24 protein-coding genes and 1 tRNA gene are annotated in these 18336 nt (G+C 58.3%); 5 read left to right on the top strand and 20 right to left on the bottom strand.

The window, feature by feature from the left end; all coding sequences use genetic code 11:
- Nucleotides 1-9: 9 nt before the first annotated feature.
- The 13 genes from Q8N04_03815 to Q8N04_03755 form a co-directional block, all read right to left on the bottom strand.
- Nucleotides 10-255, bottom strand: a complete 246-nt coding sequence (locus Q8N04_03815) for a hypothetical protein (GenBank protein ID MDP3089777.1) — start codon at nucleotides 253-255, stop codon at nucleotides 10-12.
- On the bottom strand, nucleotides 252-1394 hold the full coding sequence (locus Q8N04_03810; protein MDP3089776.1) for a radical SAM protein: 1143 nt from the start codon (nucleotides 1392-1394) through the stop codon (nucleotides 252-254). The genes Q8N04_03815 and Q8N04_03810 overlap by 4 nt, the downstream gene beginning before the upstream one ends.
- Nucleotides 1387-2298: a radical SAM protein gene (locus Q8N04_03805; protein MDP3089775.1), complete on the bottom strand. Its 912-nt coding sequence runs from the start codon at nucleotides 2296-2298 to the stop codon at nucleotides 1387-1389. Before Q8N04_03805 ends, Q8N04_03810 begins: the two co-directional genes overlap by 8 nt.
- Entirely contained in the window at nucleotides 2282-2593 is a 312-nt protein-coding gene (locus Q8N04_03800) for a PqqD family protein (protein MDP3089774.1), read from the bottom strand. The genes Q8N04_03805 and Q8N04_03800 overlap by 17 nt, the downstream gene beginning before the upstream one ends.
- Nucleotides 2594-2674: 81 nt before the next feature.
- Nucleotides 2675-3475 carry a class I SAM-dependent methyltransferase gene (locus Q8N04_03795; GenBank protein ID MDP3089773.1) on the bottom strand — a complete coding sequence of 267 codons (801 nt, stop codon included), beginning with the start codon at nucleotides 3473-3475 and terminating at the stop codon, nucleotides 2675-2677.
- Nucleotides 3476-3477: 2 nt separating this feature from the next.
- Nucleotides 3478-4575, bottom strand: a complete 1098-nt coding sequence (locus Q8N04_03790) for a hypothetical protein (GenBank protein ID MDP3089772.1) — start codon at nucleotides 4573-4575, stop codon at nucleotides 3478-3480.
- A 21-nt stretch (nucleotides 4576-4596) separates the two neighbouring features.
- Nucleotides 4597-4797: a hypothetical protein gene (locus Q8N04_03785; GenBank protein ID MDP3089771.1), complete on the bottom strand. Its 201-nt coding sequence runs from the start codon at nucleotides 4795-4797 to the stop codon at nucleotides 4597-4599.
- Nucleotides 4798-4812: 15 nt separating this feature from the next.
- Nucleotides 4813-5130: a tetratricopeptide repeat protein gene (locus Q8N04_03780; GenBank protein ID MDP3089770.1), complete on the bottom strand. Its 318-nt coding sequence runs from the start codon at nucleotides 5128-5130 to the stop codon at nucleotides 4813-4815.
- Between the two features lie 108 nt (nucleotides 5131-5238).
- Nucleotides 5239-5982: a hypothetical protein gene (locus Q8N04_03775; GenBank protein ID MDP3089769.1), complete on the bottom strand. Its 744-nt coding sequence runs from the start codon at nucleotides 5980-5982 to the stop codon at nucleotides 5239-5241.
- Nucleotides 5983-5999: 17 nt separating this feature from the next.
- Complete coding sequence (locus Q8N04_03770; GenBank protein MDP3089768.1) at nucleotides 6000-6596, bottom strand: acyloxyacyl hydrolase; 597 nt, start codon at nucleotides 6594-6596, stop codon at nucleotides 6000-6002.
- A gap of 156 nt (nucleotides 6597-6752) precedes the next feature.
- On the bottom strand, nucleotides 6753-7652 hold the full coding sequence (locus Q8N04_03765; GenBank protein MDP3089767.1) for a tetratricopeptide repeat protein: 900 nt from the start codon (nucleotides 7650-7652) through the stop codon (nucleotides 6753-6755).
- Complete coding sequence (locus Q8N04_03760) at nucleotides 7568-7990, bottom strand: hypothetical protein (protein MDP3089766.1); 423 nt, start codon at nucleotides 7988-7990, stop codon at nucleotides 7568-7570. The genes Q8N04_03765 and Q8N04_03760 overlap by 85 nt, the downstream gene beginning before the upstream one ends.
- A 225-nt stretch (nucleotides 7991-8215) precedes the next feature.
- Nucleotides 8216-8629, bottom strand: coding sequence for a hemerythrin domain-containing protein (locus Q8N04_03755; protein ID MDP3089765.1), 414 nt, complete (start codon nucleotides 8627-8629; stop codon nucleotides 8216-8218).
- A gap of 240 nt (nucleotides 8630-8869) precedes the next feature.
- On the opposite strand from Q8N04_03755, the gene Q8N04_03750 reads away from it, so the two are divergent.
- From Q8N04_03750 to Q8N04_03740, 3 genes are read left to right on the top strand one after another with little or no spacing between them, the layout of a single operon-like run.
- Entirely contained in the window at nucleotides 8870-10609 is a 1740-nt protein-coding gene (locus tag Q8N04_03750; protein ID MDP3089764.1) for a SagB/ThcOx family dehydrogenase, read from the top strand.
- A 44-nt stretch (nucleotides 10610-10653) separates the two neighbouring features.
- Entirely contained in the window at nucleotides 10654-11508 is an 855-nt protein-coding gene (locus tag Q8N04_03745; protein ID MDP3089763.1) for a hypothetical protein, read from the top strand.
- A 45-nt stretch (nucleotides 11509-11553) separates the two neighbouring features.
- Nucleotides 11554-11982: a glycine zipper family protein gene (locus Q8N04_03740; protein MDP3089762.1), complete on the top strand. Its 429-nt coding sequence runs from the start codon at nucleotides 11554-11556 to the stop codon at nucleotides 11980-11982.
- Here Q8N04_03740 and Q8N04_03735 read toward each other — a convergent pair.
- The 4 genes from Q8N04_03735 to Q8N04_03720 all read right to left on the bottom strand — a co-directional run bounded on the left by Q8N04_03735 (nucleotide 11966) and on the right by Q8N04_03720 (nucleotide 13904).
- Nucleotides 11966-12394, bottom strand: a complete 429-nt coding sequence (locus tag Q8N04_03735; GenBank protein MDP3089761.1) for a VanZ family protein — start codon at nucleotides 12392-12394, stop codon at nucleotides 11966-11968. The genes Q8N04_03740 and Q8N04_03735 overlap by 17 nt on opposite strands.
- Before the next feature lie 195 nt (nucleotides 12395-12589).
- Nucleotides 12590-13012 (bottom strand): response regulator, encoded by a 423-nt coding sequence (locus Q8N04_03730; GenBank protein MDP3089760.1) that lies wholly within the window; start codon nucleotides 13010-13012, stop codon nucleotides 12590-12592.
- 1 nt (nucleotide 13013) lies between these two features.
- Nucleotides 13014-13358 carry a PilZ domain-containing protein gene (locus Q8N04_03725; protein ID MDP3089759.1) on the bottom strand — a complete coding sequence of 115 codons (345 nt, stop codon included), beginning with the start codon at nucleotides 13356-13358 and terminating at the stop codon, nucleotides 13014-13016.
- A 180-nt stretch (nucleotides 13359-13538) separates the two neighbouring features.
- Complete coding sequence (locus Q8N04_03720) at nucleotides 13539-13904, bottom strand: response regulator (protein MDP3089758.1); 366 nt, start codon at nucleotides 13902-13904, stop codon at nucleotides 13539-13541.
- 252 nt (nucleotides 13905-14156) lie between these two features.
- On the opposite strand from Q8N04_03720, the gene Q8N04_03715 reads away from it, so the two are divergent.
- Both Q8N04_03715 and Q8N04_03710 read left to right on the top strand, forming a co-directional pair.
- Nucleotides 14157-14723, top strand: a complete 567-nt coding sequence (locus Q8N04_03715; protein ID MDP3089757.1) for a DUF882 domain-containing protein — start codon at nucleotides 14157-14159, stop codon at nucleotides 14721-14723.
- Between the two features lie 85 nt (nucleotides 14724-14808).
- A complete protein-coding gene (locus Q8N04_03710) occupies nucleotides 14809-15357 on the top strand; it encodes a peptidylprolyl isomerase (GenBank protein ID MDP3089756.1) in 549 nt (182 codons plus the stop codon).
- Nucleotides 15358-15367: 10 nt separating this feature from the next.
- On the opposite strand, the gene glgB is transcribed toward Q8N04_03710, so the two are convergent.
- From glgB to Q8N04_03695, 3 genes are all read right to left on the bottom strand, one after another.
- On the bottom strand, nucleotides 15368-17575 hold the full coding sequence (gene glgB, locus Q8N04_03705; protein MDP3089755.1) for a 1,4-alpha-glucan branching protein GlgB: 2208 nt from the start codon (nucleotides 17573-17575) through the stop codon (nucleotides 15368-15370).
- 121 nt (nucleotides 17576-17696) lie between these two features.
- Nucleotides 17697-17772, bottom strand: a tRNA-Arg gene (locus tag Q8N04_03700).
- A 140-nt stretch (nucleotides 17773-17912) separates the two neighbouring features.
- The coding region (locus Q8N04_03695) for a fibronectin type III domain-containing protein (protein MDP3089754.1) at nucleotides 17913-18336 on the bottom strand (424 nt) is incomplete at its 5' end.

Raw genomic sequence — 18336 nt, 5'->3', positions numbered from 1 at the left:
GCTGATTCCTTATGAAGCGCGGGGGCCGCTGTCATGACAGGTTCGTCCCATGTAGGTCAGCGGAATGACCGAACGTTTGCAACCAACCAGACTGGCGTTGGGATAATTGCTACATCCGGTAGGTGGACGGCAGCCGTTGGTGCCGCCCGCTGATGTGGCGATGGTGGCGGTACTGCAGGAGGTCAAGATGGCTTGCTCCTGATCGAGCGGGACTTCAAACAGCTGCGGCGTTGTATAAGGCTTCTTCTGGTTCATGACGAGACTCCTGTTGCGGCTGTCGCAGGACGGGGGTGCCCATGCAGGGGATGAATCAATGGCTGCCGGTGGGTCGACTCGGCGCGGGCGAAGGCGACGTCACAGTCATAGGGAATCGGGGATTCCGGATGGCCGGTTTCCCATCGGGCTTGCGTCGGCTGCTTGTCGCAAAATGTATGCAGGGTACAGGTCCGGCAGGCGGAATCCGTCTGGTAGGTCAGACCGGGTATTGCCGCAAAGGTCTGTTTGATCGCCTCGCGCACGGTGTGAGTGCGCAACGACAGGCGTGTTTCATATTGGAACGTGCAGGTGCTGAGCTCCCCCCAGGCGTTGATGTGAATCGTATCGGTGCCGCAACCGCAGCGAAACAGGCGCTCGTGTGCGGGAGGAGAGAGGGGATCGTGTGTGGGGCAATTCTCAGTCTCGTGGGTCACATCCCGATTCGAGCGGAGTCGGTGGATGGCATCGGGAGCGATGCGATAGTCGAGAGAGGAGCCGTCTCCGTTCAGGCGGGGCGAGAGGGATGTGGTATAGCCGAAGGTCTGACCATTCGATTCGGTGAACCGGCGCAGTTGGTCCATCTCGCCTGCATTCCAGTTCATCAATTTGGTTTTGAGGGAAAAGGGCAGGCCGCCGGCCTGCAGCAGAGCGATTCCACGAAGAAAGGCGCGATACGAGCCCGGCACCTGCGTGAACCAGTCGAATTGCGATTCATCGACCGAGTGGCAGGAAATGTCGATGGAAAAGGGCGGGTGCGCCTGCAAGCGTTCGATGATCGCGCGGGTGAAGAGCGTGCCGTTCGTGTAGAGCTGCAATAGGAATCCGTGACCGATTGCAGCTTCGTAAATGTCGAAAAAGTCCGGCCGCATGAAAATATCGCCGCCGGTCAGGTTCAGCCAGATGATCCCGATGTCTCGCATCTCACCGAGGAGCCGTTGAATCTCGGTCAACGTGAGCTCGCGCGGAAAGTAGGCACTGTCGTTATACGGATCGGTGTAGCAATGCCGGCAGTGGAGATTGCAGCGATAGGTGAGTTCGAGTTGCGCTTTGATGACCCGGTGACGGGTGGCGGCTTGGTCGTGAACATGCTGGCTGAACGTCCCGTAGGGGATCATGGGCAACGGGCGGGTATCAGACATGATGCGCTTCCGGTTGAATAAGGCTCGTCGAGGCCGGCGTCTTCCATTCGCAGGCAAACGTCGGAAGCACCTCATAAAACCCTTCTCGGAATGAACCTTGTCGTAGATCGTAGGACTGCCGCCGGTTCCCCGAACAGAGATGCAAGCCGCCGTAGGCATCGATGTGAAAGCGCTGCATGCCGCTGTTGCAAGGCGGGAGAGCGGTTCGGGATTTCCGGCAGGCTTCGTTCCAGAGATCCGGGTCCTGCCTGTTCAATGTCTCCAGCTCATGTGCCGAGAGGGCATAACGAAACGGTCCGGCCCCGCCGTCAAGTTCGGGGCGTAGGTCCTCCCCTAGGCGAAAGGCCCCCGGTCCCAGCGAGGCGGCCCATGATTTGACGGCAAGTACTTCGTCACGGTTGACGGTCATCGCGGTGGTCTTGACGACAAGCGGAAGTCGTCGGGCGGCCAACATGCGAATTGCGTCCAAACATCGCGCATGGGAGCCGACTCCTTGCGTGACGCGCTCGAAGGTTTCGGTCGTCGTGCCATGGAGACTGATTTCAATACGATGTGGCGGGAGAGCCGCGAGGCGATCGGCGATGGGTTCGGTGATGAGTGTGCCGTTGGTAAAGAGGGTCACCAGGAGTCCGCGCGAGACGGCGTAGTCGTAGATCTGAAAGAAGTCCGGCCGTGCGAGCGGCTCGCCGCCGGTCAGGCAGAGCTCAAGGAGCCCGGCCTCAAGCAGCTGATCCATGATGCGAAAGATCTCGGACGTAGAGAGTTCGCGGCGAACGGATTCCGGTGTGTTCCGACAATCCGTGTAACACATGACGCATCGGAGATTGCAGCGGCAGGTGATCTCCCACTGGCAGGCGAGGGGGTAACGATCCGGCAGATGGCTGAGTTTAACCTGTGGGACCATGGGCGACCGCCACCTCTTGAATTGCCTGGATCGAGAGAAGGTCTGCCAGTAGGGTGTCGAAGTCTTGATGCAACTGGTCCGGGGCAACATCGTAGTCCTCGATAAATGCGGCGCAGATGTCCCGTACGGTGCAGGTTCCGTCGAGGCGCTGCCAGAGGGCTGCACCGGTTTCATTTAAGACGTAGATGCTGTTGGAATCTTTGAGCGAGCGCCGTACCGGGACGAGGATACATTCTCCGGCCACGTCGCGCTGGACATAATCCGGATGCTTCGCAAAGACGGCCGTAGGATTCATGGCTGGCAGGATAGCAAATCCTCTAAGGGGCTTCCAGCGGTATTTCTTGGAAAAGGGCGCGGGTGGCGGGGGAGGGCTGGCTCAGGAGAGGACGGCATAGCCATCGGGCCAGTTCAGCTCGACCAGGGTGGCGCCGGCTTCCGCGACCTCCGCACGCAGTTCTTCCTCATCGTGAAACACATGCATGAAGTGGCCGTTGGTGCAGGTATCGCCGTCTTGATAGGTCTGGTTGGTTCCCGGCCAGGAGAGAATAGTGCCGGTGCATCGCCGGATGATGCGGGTGAGCGCCGTGTCCGGTTCTCTGGCGATCACGAAGTTCAGGACTAGCTTTCCACCAGGCGCAAGGCATGTTCTGAGGCTCCGTAGCCACTCCTGTCGTCGTGTACGCCCTGGGACGGCGCTGTACATGACGCCGGAGAGGAGGATGTATGCGACGGACGCGGCTCGAACCGGGGGTGTGAGAAAGTCCGCTTGTACGAATGTGACGGGAAGATTCAACGACGCGGCCCGTCGGGCGCCGATGAGTAATCCTCCGCGAGCAATGTCCAGCGCCAATGCGTAATAGCCTCGTTGGGCCAGCACGAGCGACTCGCGCCCGAGCCCAGCCCCGAGGATGAGGATGGAATCGGGCCGCGACAGATGTTGCGCCAGCATCTGTTCCTCCCAGGCCTCCAACGACCAGGAATAGCCGGTGAGGGGAATACGGGTACCGGCCTCCGCGTAGCTGCGATCATAGTAACGACGGATCAGTGCGCTGAGTTGATCGGGCGGCAAGAGCGCCGGGAGGATGCCATACAGAAACATGTGGATCTGTGCGAGCCATCCGGCGAGCGTGCCCACGAGCTTCGCGCATCCCGTGACGATGATGGCCAGGAGACGCATGGCTATCTTCCTGATGGCTGCAAAAACGGCAGGAGCTGCATGGCCGCATCAGCCGCGCCGGTACAGGCAGGCGGAAGGGAGGCTGGCTTCGGCAACGCCAGCGCCTGTTGAATGGCCGGTTCCCAGTGGGCTTCCAGAAAGTCAGCACGGGAGAGCTCCACTCCGCGACCATATCGATGCAAATAGGTGACGAGAGAGTCCTCGTCGGCAAAATTGTAACGGCGGACGTAGACAATGGGAGTCTGGACCTCAACTGCTTCAATCGTGGTCCCATAGCCTGGTTTCGTCATGATGACATCGACGGAAGATAGGAGGGTGCTGAACCGCTCTGAGAGTACGGAGAGGGAATGGACGCGACGATTATGGGGAGGAACTGGACCGTCGATTAAGAATTGAATGCCCCGCATCGATTCCATGCGATCAAATGGGAGCGCTTCGAAACGGATCCCGCCAAAGGCCACGAGCACGAGCGAATCCTCATTCGGGATATTCAATTGTGCACGTAGCTGAGCTCGTGCTGGAGGCAACGGATGGGCAATCGGTCCGATGTCGATGGCGTGGCGAAAGGCCGGCATCGGCAATCCCGGTGTGAGGCGCAGCAGGAGATGGGCCTGTCCATACGCGCGGCGGATGTCCTCAAGAATGGCCGCGTGCCAAGGCTGCGCCGGATCGACATGGTCTCGCAGGATCTCATCCCAGCTTAGACTGGCGATCGCCACTGTCGGTATGCCGGCGTCGGCCCCGGCCGCCATGGTCAGGTAGGGTGTATTGCCGATGACGAGATCCGGGCGAGCCTCCTGGATGGCGAGGGTTTCTTCCTTGAGTCGGGCTTCCCAGTGTGCGTGAAAGGTCCGATGTGCCTGCCAGGTCGCGTCCCAGTCCATCGTGAGGGGACCATGCTGCAGGCACCCGATATCCATCTGGGCTGGCAGCAGTTCCCATGGCACGGTCATGCGCGATTCGAAAAAGTGACGGGGGACGTTCGTGCGGAGAATGACGCTGAGCGAGGGAATCCGCTTGCCCAGTTCGTTCAGCACGGGGACGACTTGGGCGGCGTGTCCGTAGCCGTGGGCGGAAATGGCTGACCAGATCAGTGGCACAGAAGGGTCGCTCGTGACGGGTTAGCTGTTGGAGTAATCGGACTCCAGCGGCGCGATGTTGTATTCCAACTCCAGATCGAACTCGTCCACGAGTTCGTTGAACGCCTTTGCGCCCATATCTGAGCGCACTTCATTCATCACCAGATCGATCATGGGGGCCGCGCGCGGTCCGAATTGTGCGATGGCCGATTCGATGCGCTGTTTGGCTGTATCCAACGTCATAGGAGGTCTCCGTGGTTAGCGTAGCCCTTGGATGATCATCTGCATTTCAGGGACGAGGTCGCGCCCGCCATTGGCTCGTCCGGAGGCGGAGGCGTCGATACCGGCTTGTAGCACGGGCTTGGCTTCGTCCGGCCGTCCCACACCGATCAGGGCACGTCCGAGGGCCAGGTGGGACGCGACATGCACCGGATCCAGTTGCACGGCGACGCGCAGGTGTTCAACGGCTTCTTCCAGATTGCCGCCTTCCTGCAGAATTTTATTGCCCAGGCCGTAGCGCCCGAGGAACCCCTTGGGGTTTTTGACGACCATTTGACGAAAGGCTTCAATGTCCATGTGTGCTCCGCTGTGAGGGGCGCATCATAGCATTAGGCACCGGCGGGAGACCAGGCCATCTCCGATGGGGGATGTGCGGGTTGTCCGGGGGAGCGGGACGAGCAGCGCTTACCGAGGTTCGTTCGGTGCGGTCGTGGATATCGTGATCGCCGCCGGTGTGGGACGCCTTGATCGGATACTGACGCTGTGGATGGTCCGTTCGGTGACGGGGGCGCTGCTGGCATTGTAGAAGGTCGCGTCTTTGACGAGTTGGTTCATGAGGTCAGTGATGCCGGCTTCCATCACGTGGCCCTTCAGTTCTGCAATCATCGACGGGCTGGCGCTGAAGAGATTGTATCGGGCTATCCCCGATGACTCGGCATGATAGGTCTTGACGGTTCCATCCCAGCGTTCGAGCTCTAATGTGAGAGTGGTGCCGTAGTCGTAGTGCAGTTCCATAACCGGAGCAAGGAGAAACATGGAGGTGCCAATGACGATCCCTTTCCATGCGGCCTCCCCGGGGTGAGAGTCAACGGCGTCATCGATCCTCATGCGGGCAACAACCGTTTTGTCGGCTACGGTTGACGTTCCCTGTTCGGCCAGAGAGAGTTGAGAAAAAAGGTTCAGGCTCTGCAACGAACCAAGCAAGCGCCGGTCGAGTTCCGTGGAGGGATTCTGAGGCGCCCCGTTGTGGCGGATCGTGACCTGGTCGAGGATCAACGGGACGCGGTCGATGCTCGCGATGGAGGCGGTTGCGCTGTCGGCGCGGGAGGCGGCTGACGGCAGGACATCAATCCAACGGTTGCAGCCGGTTGATAGTGTAATTACTGCCAGCAAGGCGGCGAGGATTCCGGGAGCTGTGCGCTGCGTCATGATGTACAATCCCTTCGTCAGAAGTAAAACGAAAATCCGCCGAACGGCAAGCTGGAGTTGAGCCCCAAGTTGGGATACCGCGTGCCGGCGTTGGAAATATGGTGGAACCGATAGCCGATGTTGAGTGAGGTCTGGGGCGTCAGGAAGAACGAGCAGCCAAATCCCGCGGTCAGAATAAAGTTGAACCGCGAGGATTCTTCGGGAATCTTGCCGGCGAGGTCGGTCCAGAACGGACCGCCGGCAAATTCAGCATAGGGATGAATACGATCGTGGGCGACCATGGTGTACTTGATCTTGGGCGTAAAGCCCATGCCGTGCGTGAGAAAGGGTTCTTGAAACTGGATGTAGACCACCTCGGCGCCCAGTGAAATCTGTCCGCGGTACCAGCTGTCGCCCATGGGATCGGTCACGGTCATCATCCAGGACGGCATCAAGGCAACGCCCTGCTGCTTGGTCGTGTGATCTTGCGTGAGGCGGTGCGGGAGGAGGTAGCCCGCGGAGAGGCCGACTTCCTGGGTGCCGACCGTGATCTGAGGAGCCACGGATTCCGTCGCCTGTGCCGGAGTGGCGATGGCGCCGACTATGAGGAGCAACCAAAGGGCACGCAGCAGCACGATCTCACCTTCTTCTCCATGTGTACGTCAGTATCTTGTCGGTTGTGCGAGGGAGAAACTTGATGCAATCGCTGTGACGATCCTACGGTAGCAGAGGATTTGTATCTGTCCAGAAAGATGTGAGAAATGTCAGTGCAGGCGGAGCGGAGGGCCTGGCTACGGATGGGAAATAGATTGACGAAGCTCGGTGAGTAACGTGCGGTCCCTGGCTTGTTCCGGGAGCTGGTAGTGCTGATCGAGGGACAGGACGCGTTCGAGGCAGCGAATCGCCGAGGGGGAATTGCGTTCGCGCACATAGAGTGCGGCCAGTAGCCGGAGGACGGCTGCTTCCCCCGGTGGGTTGCCCAGTTTGATGAAATGCTCCGAGGCATTGTTCAGGCATTTCTCCGCCTGACGCAAGGCGCCGGAATCGAGGAAGGTGTTGCCGAGTTGGCTGTAGGTCAGCGCCAGGCCCTCTTCGTTGCCGATGCGGCGATGGCATTCCAGCGCTTCAGTGAAGTGGGCGATGGCTTGATCCCAGTGGGTTTGCCGCGCCTCTTCCATGCCGAGGTTGTGATACAGAATCCCGAGCGCACGATCATCGTGCAGCGGTTTCAGTAGATCGAGGGCTTCAAGATAGTAGGGGCGGGCTTTCTCAGGGCGGCCGGCGCCGATGTGGAGATTGCCCAGATTCACCAGCGTGTGAGCGATGGCCTGTTGGTCGCGCTCGGTCCGTTGGATCGTCAATACTTCGCGATAGCAGGTCTCTGCCTGCTCAAGGTCTCCGGACAAGGCGCAGGCATTGCCGAGATTGCCGAGCGAGGCGGAGAGTTCGCGGGGATTGTCGGCAAGGCGATCGTCTGCAACGGCTTGCTCATAGGCAGCCTTGGCTTGAGCCAACTGCCCGCGGTGGAGAAAAATCCTGGCCCGGTGTTTATCGTCGTCTGACATGATTGCGCGGTGAGGTGTTAGCGGTAAGGCGTGAGCTGAGGTTAGTCGCCGCCTTTCGGCGTGTCTTTTCTGAACTCGACGACAATGTCGTCTTCCTCGTCCAGGCCCAGTCCAGCGCGAAACGATTCCAGGAGTTCGGTGACGTAACCGAGGTGTTGCTGATCTTTCCCGTCGCGCGAAGCCAGGTAGGATTCGGAGAGCCGCATGCCTGTCTCGAAATGGTGCGCGATCGTTTGTTCCGTCACCTGTTGCCAGGTGATGTAGATGCAGAAGGCTTGAAAGGCATGGGCCTGCGGATAGCGGGTCGCCAGCGAGAGCAATCCCTCATAAGCTTCGCGCGCGGTCGATCCGGCGTTGGATGAAAAGGTTTTTTCGAGTTCAGTGGCCGTCTCCCAGTCGGACCCGAGTTCAGGTTCTGCTTCTTCAAACGCCGCCTGCGCGGCAAGAGCTGCATCGAATTGCATGGGTAGACCTCACATTGTATTGGGCCAGGATACGTGGGGAGAGAAAGGGAGGTCAATGATCCCCGGCGAGCGATGCAGTCGTGGCCGGTCAGTCAGTCGATTCCAACCAGAAGCTCAGTATCGGTTGCAGTATCAAATGGAAGTCTGGGTCCGTGCCATCGTGGTGCGAGTGGCGGTGGAACCGTCAGAGGGGCAGCGAAATGACGCCGTTTCCGTTCGCCGTATCTATGCAGCTCTTTTAGCGGAGATCTGTTCGTAGAGGGGATAGAGTAATTCTTCCTCACGGCGAATGCGACTGCGCAGCTTGGCCAGGAGCAGGCCAAACTCCTTCGACAGATCGTGATCCGTTCCGCCTTGATCGCATTTCTTGAAGAAGCCAATGGCTAGTTTCGACGTCTCGGCCATATCCTTCGCAAATGTGTCCAAGGTTTCTTTGATAGAGGAGTTCTTCACTGCCGCTGTGTGCAACACCGGGTACAGTTCAAGGTCTTCTTTGCGCAGATGATCCAGCAGGCCCGTTCGTGCCGAGCGCAAGAGCTCCCGTGTTTCGGGGGTGGCGAAGCCGTTGGTTTTCGCCAGATGGAGGATCGAGAGAAGCTGGGTATGCTGTTCTTTCAATTCCTGAATGAGTCCGGACATGATAAAGCCTCCATGAGATGAGAATAGAATAGAATTCGACAGACCCTTATCGGACGGGGAGGGAGAAGTCTTTAGGTATCTTGTCTTGAATGGCAGCTGGCGATGGTCCAAGAGAAGGCTGGTTGTCACTTTACAAAAACGGCAGCGCCCAACCTATGTAATGAGTTGAGCGAAGAAGGGCAAGGGCCCGGCGCGTTTACTTTCCTTCCCGCTGCTCTGTAGACTGCCTTTACGATTACCATGGGTACTGAGAAGCCATCTTTCCCTCCGTCTGCGGATCTCGCTTCGACTGATCCGGTCGATCAGGTTATCCGCTATCACATCCAGACGAAGCATCATTTTAATCGCTATGCCCGGTCGATGGGGTATCTGGATTGGGCGAATCAGCCTAATCCCTTTCGGCGCTTCGCCGGGGCGGAGCTGATTCCGTTACCCTTATTGAAGCCTGATGAGGAGCCCATCTCGCCGGCCTATGACGCGATCTATCAGCAGGGGGCGGTTCCCTCTCAGCCGGTCACCCTGCGTTCGCTTTCCCGGTTTTTTGAATTTGCCCTGGCCCTGTCTGCCTGGAAGAAAGGCGGAGAGACGGAATGGGCGCTGCGGAGCAATCCCTCTTCAGGTAATCTCCATCCGACGGAAGGCTATGTGGTCCTGCCGCAGATCGGCGGACTCGACATACAGCCGGGGCTCTACCACTATGCGCCGAAAGAACATGGGCTGGAGCGGCGGGCGGCATATCCGGCTGAGCTGCTCGCGCGGCTGCTCGCTCCGTTTCCTCGCAAAGCACTGTTGTTCGGTCTCTCGTCGGTGCATTGGCGGGAAGCCTGGAAGTATGGCGAGAGGGCGTTTCGCTACTGCAATCACGACATCGGGCATGCCCTTGGGTCTGCGCGGGTCGCAGCGGCGACGCTGGGATGGAACATGGCGCTGCTGGACGGGGTGGAGCAGAACTGTGTGGCCTTGTTGTTAGGCACGAATCGCCCGGATGATTTTGCCGAGGTCGAACCGGAGCATCCGGATTGTCTCTGTGTGCTGTGGCCACGCGAGACCGAGGAGCCCTGGTCTTCAGACATCCCCCTCTCTCTCGATGCGGCTCTGGTCAAGGATCTCTCAAATGTGTCCTGGCAGGGGAAAGCGAATCGACTGAGCGGGGAGCACGGAGTTCATTGGGAGGCGATCGACGCGGTCGCCGATGCTTCGTGGAAGTTGTCGCAGGAGCAGCCGGTGTTGTCGCGTCCTCTTCCTGGGACGATCGACGCTTCAGGAGTGACGGGCGACGCCGGGCCTCCGGCCGGCCAAATCATCCGTCAGCGTCGAAGCGCCGTGTCGTTTGATGGACGGACATCGATTTCGTCGGCGGTCTTCTTTCGCATGCTGCAACGGGTAATGCCGCGCGCCGAACGTCCTCAGTTGGAGCGGCCGATGCCCTGGGATCTGTGGCCTCATGATTCGGCGATTCATTTGATGATCTTTGTGCATCGCGTCGAGGGGCTGGCGCCCGGTCTCTATGTCCTGGTGCGGGATCGAGCGAAGCTGCCGCTGGTTCAGCAGTCGCTCAATCCGGAGCTGGTCTGGACGCAGCCGCCGGGATGCCCTGATGATTTAGCGCTCTATTGGTTGCTCGAGGGTGATGCTAAGCGTGCGGCGGCGCAGGTGAGTTGCCATCAAGAGATTGCCGCGGACAGCGCGTTCTCGCTGGGCATGTTGGCTGAGTTTGAAGGACGCTTGCGTCAGGCGGGGGCCTGGTTTTATCCTCGGTTGTTCTGGGAGGCCGGATTGCTTGGCCAGGTATTGTATTTGGAGGCGGAGGCGGCCGGGGTGCGAGGGACGGGGATCGGCTGTTTCTTCGATGACCCGGTTCATGAGATGCTGGGCGTGCAGGGTTTGTCCTTTCAATCGCTGTATCACTTTACGATCGGCGGACCGGTGGAGGATCGCAGAATGATGACATTGGCTGCCTACCACCATCTGAGTCGATAGCGGCATGCATTCAGTAAAACCAATAGCTTGAACGGACGTCTTGGATGTTTAAGATTAAGAAGAAAAGCGAGAAGCCGAAACTGCCGGTCCTCTATAACGTCATCGAGGACTATTCGGAATTCGATGCCCCTGGAAACGTCACGGCTTGTGCGACGACGCTTCCTGAAGATCTTCCCGGCCATGCCAAGATTCTGTCCGAAAGCTATGGAGTGCCGCTGGCGACGATGACGGAGTTGCTGACTCAGGGCGGGGTCTATGTCTATCCTGCGGAAGGTGGACTCTTGACCCGCGGGCTCTTTGCCTGTGTGATCGATCCGACGGGTCTGTTGCCGAAGCGAACGTTTGTCCTGGATTTGATGCAGTTTGCCGAGACGGAGCATTTGGCTCGTGCCCGGTCGCTTTCGATGGCTGAGGCGGCCTATGAGATTTTCCATCGCACGTTGCCGGATGAGTTGAAGGAAAAGCTGGAGCAGAAGAATCTGGGGTTAGACTACCGCATGATCGATCGGGCCGTGGCGAAGGGCGGCGATATCAAGTACATCGATTTCCGCAAGGACTGGTCGCCGCACTTCAAACGGCTCTGCATCATGCCGGACGGACGGCTGGTCGAGACGGGCGGACTGGAGGAGTTTGCGCAGTTGCACGGGATTGCGGTGGCGCAAGCCAAGCATCTGATCGAAGAGGGCGGCACGTTGGACGTCGGTGCGGAGGTGTTGGCTTGCCAGATTGTGAACGGCCAGTCGTCGGTGGCGCGGTTCGGTGCGAAGAATTACCTGAAGGCGAAGGACCTGGCCGCAGCCAAGGGCATTCACATCCTGGATGCGCTGAGCGAGGTCGCCTACAACGATCCCGTGATGATGCGGGGGCTTGTACGGAAAGAACTATCGGGCGGACGCTAGTGGAGTCGTAAACGGAATCCAAGTCAGATCGTTGAAGCTCATGAGATGACCTCACCATCACGCCAGTTGTTGTTGCTGTGCTCCTGCCTCTTTCTGATTTCCGGGTGCGCGGCGCCTAAGCCGATACTCTATCCCAATGCCCATTTGCGTCAGGTCGGGGAGTCTGCTGCGGAGCAGGACATCGAGAACTGTTCTGCTATGGCCAAAGAAGCTGGAGCGACGCCGAGCCAAGGGAAGAGCGGCCACGTGGCCGGGAGTACGACGGCGGGTGGCGCGATTGGATCAGCGGCCGGCGCTGTGGGCGGGGCGGTCGTCGGACATCCCGGGCGCGGTGCGATGGTCGGGGCGGCGAGCGGGGCAACCGGCGGACTGCTCCGTGGCTTGTTTCGGAAGTCGCCGCCCAGTCAGGCGTTCAAGCAGTTTGTGAATCGTTGCCTGCAGGAGCGCGGCTATGAGCCTATGGGATGGGAATAGCTGGCGCTTTGGGTTGAGCGGGTTGCCCGAGAGATTTTCGCCAAACCTGCCAGAGTAGCGCTCCGAGGATGGTGCCGCTGAGGTTGCAGACAATATCCAAGGGCGAAGGGCGGCGATTGTGGGAGTACACTTGATACAGTTCGACGGTACAGGAAAGGAGTAAGCCCACAATCACGGCCGTGAGGAGGGCTGATCGGTTGTTCGAATTCCGATGTTGGAGGAACAGGACGGCCAAGGGGGCGTAGAGGGCGACGTTCACAATAATGTCCAGCCAGAATTGAAGTGATCGTATCTCGTCGAACGGTGGAATCCAAATGACATAGTCCCAATGGGAATGGCCGACGAAGTCGGACCCGTAAACGCCACTGGCGAGGATGAGGAAGCTGTACAGAATCCAGAACGTCAGCCACATAAGCGTCGAGCACTCTCCTGCCACATCGCGGGTCCCATCACTGTCGGCTTCCGTGATCCTCTCAGATCCTCTGGAAAGACTTCCAGTAAATACTGTTTCTGTCGTGGCGCGTTTTACGAGCGAGTTGTCTGCTGTGCTGCAGCCCGGAGACCTCCATGTCTCAGAGAAAGCCGACCGGATGTCATGTGGGAAGGGCTACGCTGGTGCATGGGTTGTGGTGATTGACGGAGCAGGACTGGGAGTTGAAGGGTTGAGGAGGGCATCGATCGTATTGATGAATATGGCTTTCTCGAAGGGTTTTTTAAGGAACCCGGCCGCTCCTTTAGATTTCGATTTCTCTTCGAGACCGATCTTGCCTTGTCCCGTCACAACGATGACGGGAATGTGTTTGGTTAAGGCATTCGTCTTGAGTCGATCGAGTAGCATCCAGCCGTCTCCGCCCGGCAGGCCGATATCGACCACAATGAGCGCGGGTTTTTCGCGGAGAGCTGATCCGGTGGCTTGGAGCGTGTCACCGGCGGAGAGGACGAGATAGCTTTCTTCAGAGAGAAACGCTTTCACAAGCAGTTGGAAGTCCGGGCTATCGTCGACGATCAGTATTTTGGTCCTGGTTCGCATGTCAGTGTGCGGGACGTTGCATGACCACCAGCGGCCCCTGATCGAGGTCAAAAAGCAGCTGCTGAAGCCGGGCGGCGTCCGGCTCGGATAAAGTTTGAAACTCCAGACCGAATGTAGTGCCTCGCACCCATCGGACGATAGCCTCAGTGATTTCCAATGGCCAATGGGAATCCGGGAGCTGGATTTTCAGTCCAACCACGCTTTGGGCCGGTAGCGATATCTTCGACTCGATACTGCAGCCGCCTACGGACAGATTGGTAATAGTGCCCTGGCCCGCGAGCGTTTCGCCGGCAAAGGTGCTCCCGAAGTTGACGTCGAATCGCGGACTCTTTCGATGATATCCCATGCTGACAAACCTGCCGGAGTTGAGTTCAATGTGCTACGCATACCGATTCGCGATAAGGGGCTTCTGTCCTTCTTCATCGGCACAACAGACTGTCAACTTGAGGTGGAATGGATCGGGTGCGACCGGGAAACGATATCGGAGGAGGCAGTGCCGGGATTATTCGTGGGTGGGGAAGGAAGGCTACTTGGCTGCCAGTTCTTCCTGTACGGCCTGAAGGAGTTTGTTGAGATCGAAGGGTTTCTGGAACGTCCGTCTGGCACCAAAGAGATTGGCCACGTCTAAGAAGTTGCGATCGCCTTGTGCGCCGGTGATCGCGATGACCTTGGCGTCCACATATTCACGAGTCAGCTGGAGCGTGGTTTCCAAGCCGTCGGTATCCGGCATCAGCAGATCCATGATGACCAGGTCGGCTGGGTGCTTCTGATAGATCTCAAGCCCTTCGCGTCCATTGGACGCTTCAAGCACCTGATGTCCGGCTTTTTCCAACACCTCGCGGAGGAGATGGCGGATGGACTCTTCGTCGTCGATAATCAAAATCGTAGCCATGGTTTTCCTTAATCTATGAGTGCGATCTTACCCGTCTGTCCGCTGTGTGTCTAGGAAGAAAATGGTTGGCGATCGGCCTGAATAGGGACGGTCTCACCTGGGCCTACCACGCGAATCAGCGTATGGGATTGGAACGGAGATGAGCGAAGAACTCATCGAACGAAAATTCATTGACCGATCCGATCCTTTTTGGTAAAACTCGATTCATCTGCTGCCGGTTCTCTGCAACGCACCTTCTTCGGAGAGTATTTCGTGACAACTGATTCGCATTGGGCCTGGACCCGACGTACGTTTCTGCAAACTTCCGCGATGGCTTTAGCCCTCGCTGTGTTGCCGGGGTTACGGCCCCAGCGTGTGGCGGCGCAGGCGCTTCCGGAGGCTCGGTTGACGTTCTTAAATGTGTGGACCGATGAGCGGCTGGATGTGACGTATCGCAATGAAGCCGGTGAATATGATTTGGACGCATTGGATGACGTCAATCATATCCTGCGTTGCCATGCGACCGGGGAAGTCTCAGCGATTGATGTGCGAGTGTTGGAACACGTCAATCTGGTGCAAAAGAAGTTAGGCGGCGATCGGGAGATTCATATCATCTCCGGCTATCGTTCTCCGGAGTATAACGCGCGACTCGTTCGTGCCGGCCGGCGTGCGGCGAAGAATAGCCTGCATATGCAGGGTCAGGCGATCGATATACAGATTCCTGGCATTCATCCCAAAGTCATTCGACAGGCCGCCCTTGAATTGGGCTTTGGCGGCATCGGCTATTATCCCCGTTCGAAATTCGTGCATCTGGATTCCGGGGCGTTCCGGTCCTGGTAAGAGCCAGTAGTTTTTGTGCCTCCATCGCGGTATCCTCGTGTCCTGTTCCCACCTGTAGCGACTTATTATTCTGGAGGAGGATTGTATGATCGTTCGTCTCTATACGCTGAGATGTGTGTGCCTGGTGGTGCTCCTGGGTGCGATGGTCGATGCGCCGGTAATTCATGCTGAGACGACGAACGGGGCCGCGAAGGTCGTCGTCGCGAAGGGAAAGCACGTCTCGCTGGAATATACGCTGAAGCTGAACGAGAAAGAGGTCGTGGAATCGAATGTCGGTGGTGAACCGATGACCTATCTGCACGGCGCGGAAGAAATTGTTCCTGGACTGGAGAAAGCGCTGGAGGGCATGACGGTCGGGGAGAAGAAGCACATCGCCGTCAAACCCACGGATGCCTACGGAGAGGTGGATCAGAAAGCCATTCAGGAAGTGAAGAAGAGCCTGGTGCCGGAGCATGCGTGGAAGGTCGGAGCCGAATTGGAAGCGCGGGGGCCTGAAGGGCAGTCATTGTTTCCCCATGTGACGGAAGTGAAGGAAGATTCCGTGGTGCTGGATTTCAATCACCCATTGGCTGGGAAGACCTTGTACTTCGACGTTAAAATTCTGGAGATCCGCGCAGAAGCCAAGACCAAGTAGGCGAGAGCCGCTACTCCGGCTGCAGTTTGAAGAAAAGCATGGAGAGGGGCGGAAGCGTCAGGCTCAGTGAATAGGGGAGGCCGTGGCAGGGGCTGGCCTCGGCGCGCACACCGCCGGAGTTCCCCATGTTGCTGCCCCCGTACAGTTCGGCGTCGCTGTTGAGCAGCTCTCGATAGTGCCCCGCCGTCGGAACGCCGACGCGGTAGTGATGCCGCGGAACCGGGGTAAAGTTTCCTATGCAGAGAATGGATTCCGAGCCATCCTCGCCCTTTCGCAGAAAGGCGATGACCGAATTCTCCGCGTCGTTGAAGTCGATCCACTGAAATCCATTCCACTCGTAGTCGACCCTGTGCAGCGCCGGCTCCTGCCGGTAGAGATGATTCAGATCCCCTACAAAACGCTGTAACCCGTGATGGGGCGGGTATTCACAAAGATGCCAGTCCAGACTGGTGTCATGGTTCCATTCCCGCCACTGTCCGAACTCATTCCCCATGAACAGCATTTTCTTTCCCGGATGGCCGTACATATAGCCATAGAGGGCGCGGAGATTGGCGAATTGTTGCCAGGGATCGCCGGGCATTTTCCCGATCAATGATCGCTTGCCGTGAACGACTTCGTCGTGGGAGAGAACCAGGACGAAGTTTTCCGTGAAGGCGTAGAGCAAGCCGAACGTCATTTGGTTTTGATGAAACTTCCGATGCACCGCTTCGTGGGCGAAGTAGTCGAGCGTGTCGTGCATCCAGCCCATGTTCCACTTGAAGGTAAAGCCCAGGCCGCCGGTATAGGTGGGGCGTGAGACACCCGGCCAGGAAGTGGATTCTTCTGCGATGGTCATGGCACCGGGGAAGTCCCGATGAACGAGGACGTTCAGTTCCTTGAGCAGCGTCACAGCGCCGAGGTTTTCATTGCCGCCGAACTGATTGGGAATCCACTCGCCGGCTTTGCGCCCGTAGTCGAGGTAGAGCATCGAGGCGACGGCGTCTACGCGTATTCCGTCGATGTGATACCGGTCGAGCCAGAAGAGCGCACTGTTTAGGAGAAAGTTGCGCACTTCCGGACGGTCATAATTGAAGATCCGGCTGTGCCAATCCGGGTGATAGCCGAGGCGCGGGTCGGCATGGTCATAGAGATGAGTGCCGTCGAAAAACGCGAGGCCATGCGGATCGTCAGGGAAATGCGCGGGGGCCCAGTCCATGATGACTCCGATTCCGGCTGCATGGGCGGCATCGACAAACGCCATGAAGTCTTCCGGCGTCCCGTAGCGGCTGGTCGCAGAAAAATAGCCGGTGGCTTGATAGCCCCAGGATCCGTCGAAGGGGTGCTCGGTGACGGGGAGGAGTTCGAGATGGGTGTAGCCGAGGTCCTTCACATAGGAGATGAGTCGAGAGGCCAGCTCATGATAGGTGAGCCAACGATTCTCTTCCTCCGGCACCCGCATCCATGATCCGAGATGAGCTTCATAAATGGCGATGGGGGCGCGCAAGGGATTCCACTGCGCGCGCGCGTTCATCCAGGCTTCGTCGTGCCAGGTGAAATCAGAGAGATCACGTACGATCGAGGCGGTGCGAGGACGAAGTTCACTGGCGCACGCGTAGGGGTCCGCCTTCACCAAGACGGCATCCTGGCCGCGCGGCCGAATCTCATATTTGTAGAGGCTTCCATCGGGGAGGTCGGGGAGGAAGAGTTCCCAAAGTCCCGTCGATCCTCGATTAGTCATCGGGTGGCAACGGCCGTCCCAGCGATTGAATTCACCGACCACACTGACGCGAGCGGCATTCGGCGCCCAGACGACGAAATGCACGCCGGTGATGCCTTCTGCCGTGCGAACGTGTGCGCCCAGCGATTCGTAGGCTCGATAAAACGTGCCTTCTGAAAACAGATGCAGCTCGAAATCGGTCAGCAACGGAGGTAGGGCATAGGGATCGTGGCCTTCCGTGATGGTGCCGTCGGCAGCCCGTGCGCGGATCGTATAGTCGTGTGCATGTTTCTGTTGGGGGAGGATGGCTTCAAAGAGGCCGGCCTCGTGGATGCGCTTGGCCTGGATCGGAGCGGTTTGACCGGCGGGCAGAATCTGGGCGGATTCGGCAAACGGAAGCCAGGCACGGATGACCAGGGCTTGAGTAGTCGGATGCGGGCCAAGGATCGCACGCGGGTTCCAATGGGTGCCGGCAATAAGTCGTTCGAGATCGTCCTGCTTGAGTGCGGTAGGGGTTGCCATAAGTCTATCCTAAGGCATCACTCGATCAGAAGAAAGCATGAAGCGTGAATAGGGAATGAGGAAGATCACCACCGTGATCGGCTATTGAGATGGATTTAGGGGAGGGGCCGCGAAGAGTGAGTGGTGCGCCCGACAGGACTTGAACCTGTAACCTTCTGATCCGTAGTCAGATGCTCTATCCATTGAGCTACGGGCGCATGATCTCTTGGGTAAAAAGGGACAAGGCCCTCAGCCAGCAAGAGGTAGGGCGTGGTTATACATGGCCAAGCTCACATGGGTCAAGTCGGCGCGGGGCGATGACGCTGAAGGAGATCCAGGATCGACCACATTGGGTGCTCTATCGGCTGATCGCGACCTCAACCGAACGAGCGCTTTCATTACCGCTTGTGTCAACGGCTGTCAGGGTAAAGTAGTAGATCGTGCCGGATATCAGATTGCTGATCGTTGTAGATGTCGTAGTGCCTACTCCGACCGAATTCGAATAGTTTCTCGAACTGGTGCCATAGTACACGCGGTAATATGACAGGTCCGATTCGGTATTCCGGTTCCACGAGAGTGTGACTGCCGCGGTTCCGGTCGTGGGCGGTGGGGTGGTGGACGTTGTAGTGGTGGAGGAGAAGGTGATCGTGGGATCGAAGGCGGTCGAGTCGTACGAGTTATTGCCGTCGGCGCCCCGGTTGATCACAAAGTCCAGGGCCTCACCGGCCGCCAACTGGGTGGTCACGTTGAAGGTAACGCCGGTGGTGTTGCCGTTGGCGAGG

Origin of the sequence: Nitrospira sp., assembly GCA_030692565.1 — a bacterium.
GTDB lineage: Bacteria > Nitrospirota > Nitrospiria > Nitrospirales > Nitrospiraceae > Nitrospira_D.
The sequence above is the reverse complement of the archived record's forward strand: the minus strand, read 5'-3'. Positions and strand labels throughout refer to the sequence as shown.

What these genes read in the sequence shown, in the direction of transcription:
- Q8N04_03815 (MDP3089777.1), bottom strand. Translation starts at nt 255, where the DNA reads ATGAACCAGAAGAAGCCTTATACAACGCCGCAGCTGTTTGAAGTCCCG.
- Q8N04_03810 (MDP3089776.1), bottom strand. Translation starts at nt 1,394, where the DNA reads ATGTCTGATACCCGCCCGTTGCCCATGATCCCCTACGGGACGTTCAGC.
- Q8N04_03805 (MDP3089775.1), bottom strand. Translation starts at nt 2,298, where the DNA reads ATGGTCCCACAGGTTAAACTCAGCCATCTGCCGGATCGTTACCCCCTC.
- Q8N04_03800 (MDP3089774.1), bottom strand. Translation starts at nt 2,593, where the DNA reads ATGAATCCTACGGCCGTCTTTGCGAAGCATCCGGATTATGTCCAGCGC.
- Q8N04_03795 (MDP3089773.1), bottom strand. Translation starts at nt 3,475, where the DNA reads ATGCGTCTCCTGGCCATCATCGTCACGGGATGCGCGAAGCTCGTGGGC.
- Q8N04_03785 (MDP3089771.1), bottom strand. Translation starts at nt 4,797, where the DNA reads ATGACGTTGGATACAGCCAAACAGCGCATCGAATCGGCCATCGCACAA.
- Q8N04_03780 (MDP3089770.1), bottom strand. Translation starts at nt 5,130, where the DNA reads ATGGACATTGAAGCCTTTCGTCAAATGGTCGTCAAAAACCCCAAGGGG.
- Q8N04_03775 (MDP3089769.1), bottom strand. Translation starts at nt 5,982, where the DNA reads ATGACGCAGCGCACAGCTCCCGGAATCCTCGCCGCCTTGCTGGCAGTA.
- Q8N04_03760 (MDP3089766.1), bottom strand. Translation starts at nt 7,990, where the DNA reads ATGCAATTCGATGCAGCTCTTGCCGCGCAGGCGGCGTTTGAAGAAGCA.
- Q8N04_03755 (MDP3089765.1), bottom strand. Translation starts at nt 8,629, where the DNA reads ATGTCCGGACTCATTCAGGAATTGAAAGAACAGCATACCCAGCTTCTC.
- Q8N04_03750 (MDP3089764.1), top strand. Translation starts at nt 8,870, where the DNA reads ATGGGTACTGAGAAGCCATCTTTCCCTCCGTCTGCGGATCTCGCTTCG.
- Q8N04_03745 (MDP3089763.1), top strand. Translation starts at nt 10,654, where the DNA reads ATGTTTAAGATTAAGAAGAAAAGCGAGAAGCCGAAACTGCCGGTCCTC.
- Q8N04_03740 (MDP3089762.1), top strand. Translation starts at nt 11,554, where the DNA reads ATGACCTCACCATCACGCCAGTTGTTGTTGCTGTGCTCCTGCCTCTTT.
- Q8N04_03735 (MDP3089761.1), bottom strand. Translation starts at nt 12,394, where the DNA reads ATGTGGCTGACGTTCTGGATTCTGTACAGCTTCCTCATCCTCGCCAGT.
- Q8N04_03730 (MDP3089760.1), bottom strand. Translation starts at nt 13,012, where the DNA reads ATGCGAACCAGGACCAAAATACTGATCGTCGACGATAGCCCGGACTTC.
- Q8N04_03725 (MDP3089759.1), bottom strand. Translation starts at nt 13,358, where the DNA reads ATGGGATATCATCGAAAGAGTCCGCGATTCGACGTCAACTTCGGGAGC.
- Q8N04_03720 (MDP3089758.1), bottom strand. Translation starts at nt 13,904, where the DNA reads ATGGCTACGATTTTGATTATCGACGACGAAGAGTCCATCCGCCATCTC.
- Q8N04_03710 (MDP3089756.1), top strand. Translation starts at nt 14,809, where the DNA reads ATGATCGTTCGTCTCTATACGCTGAGATGTGTGTGCCTGGTGGTGCTC.
- glgB (MDP3089755.1), bottom strand. Translation starts at nt 17,575, where the DNA reads ATGGCAACCCCTACCGCACTCAAGCAGGACGATCTCGAACGACTTATT.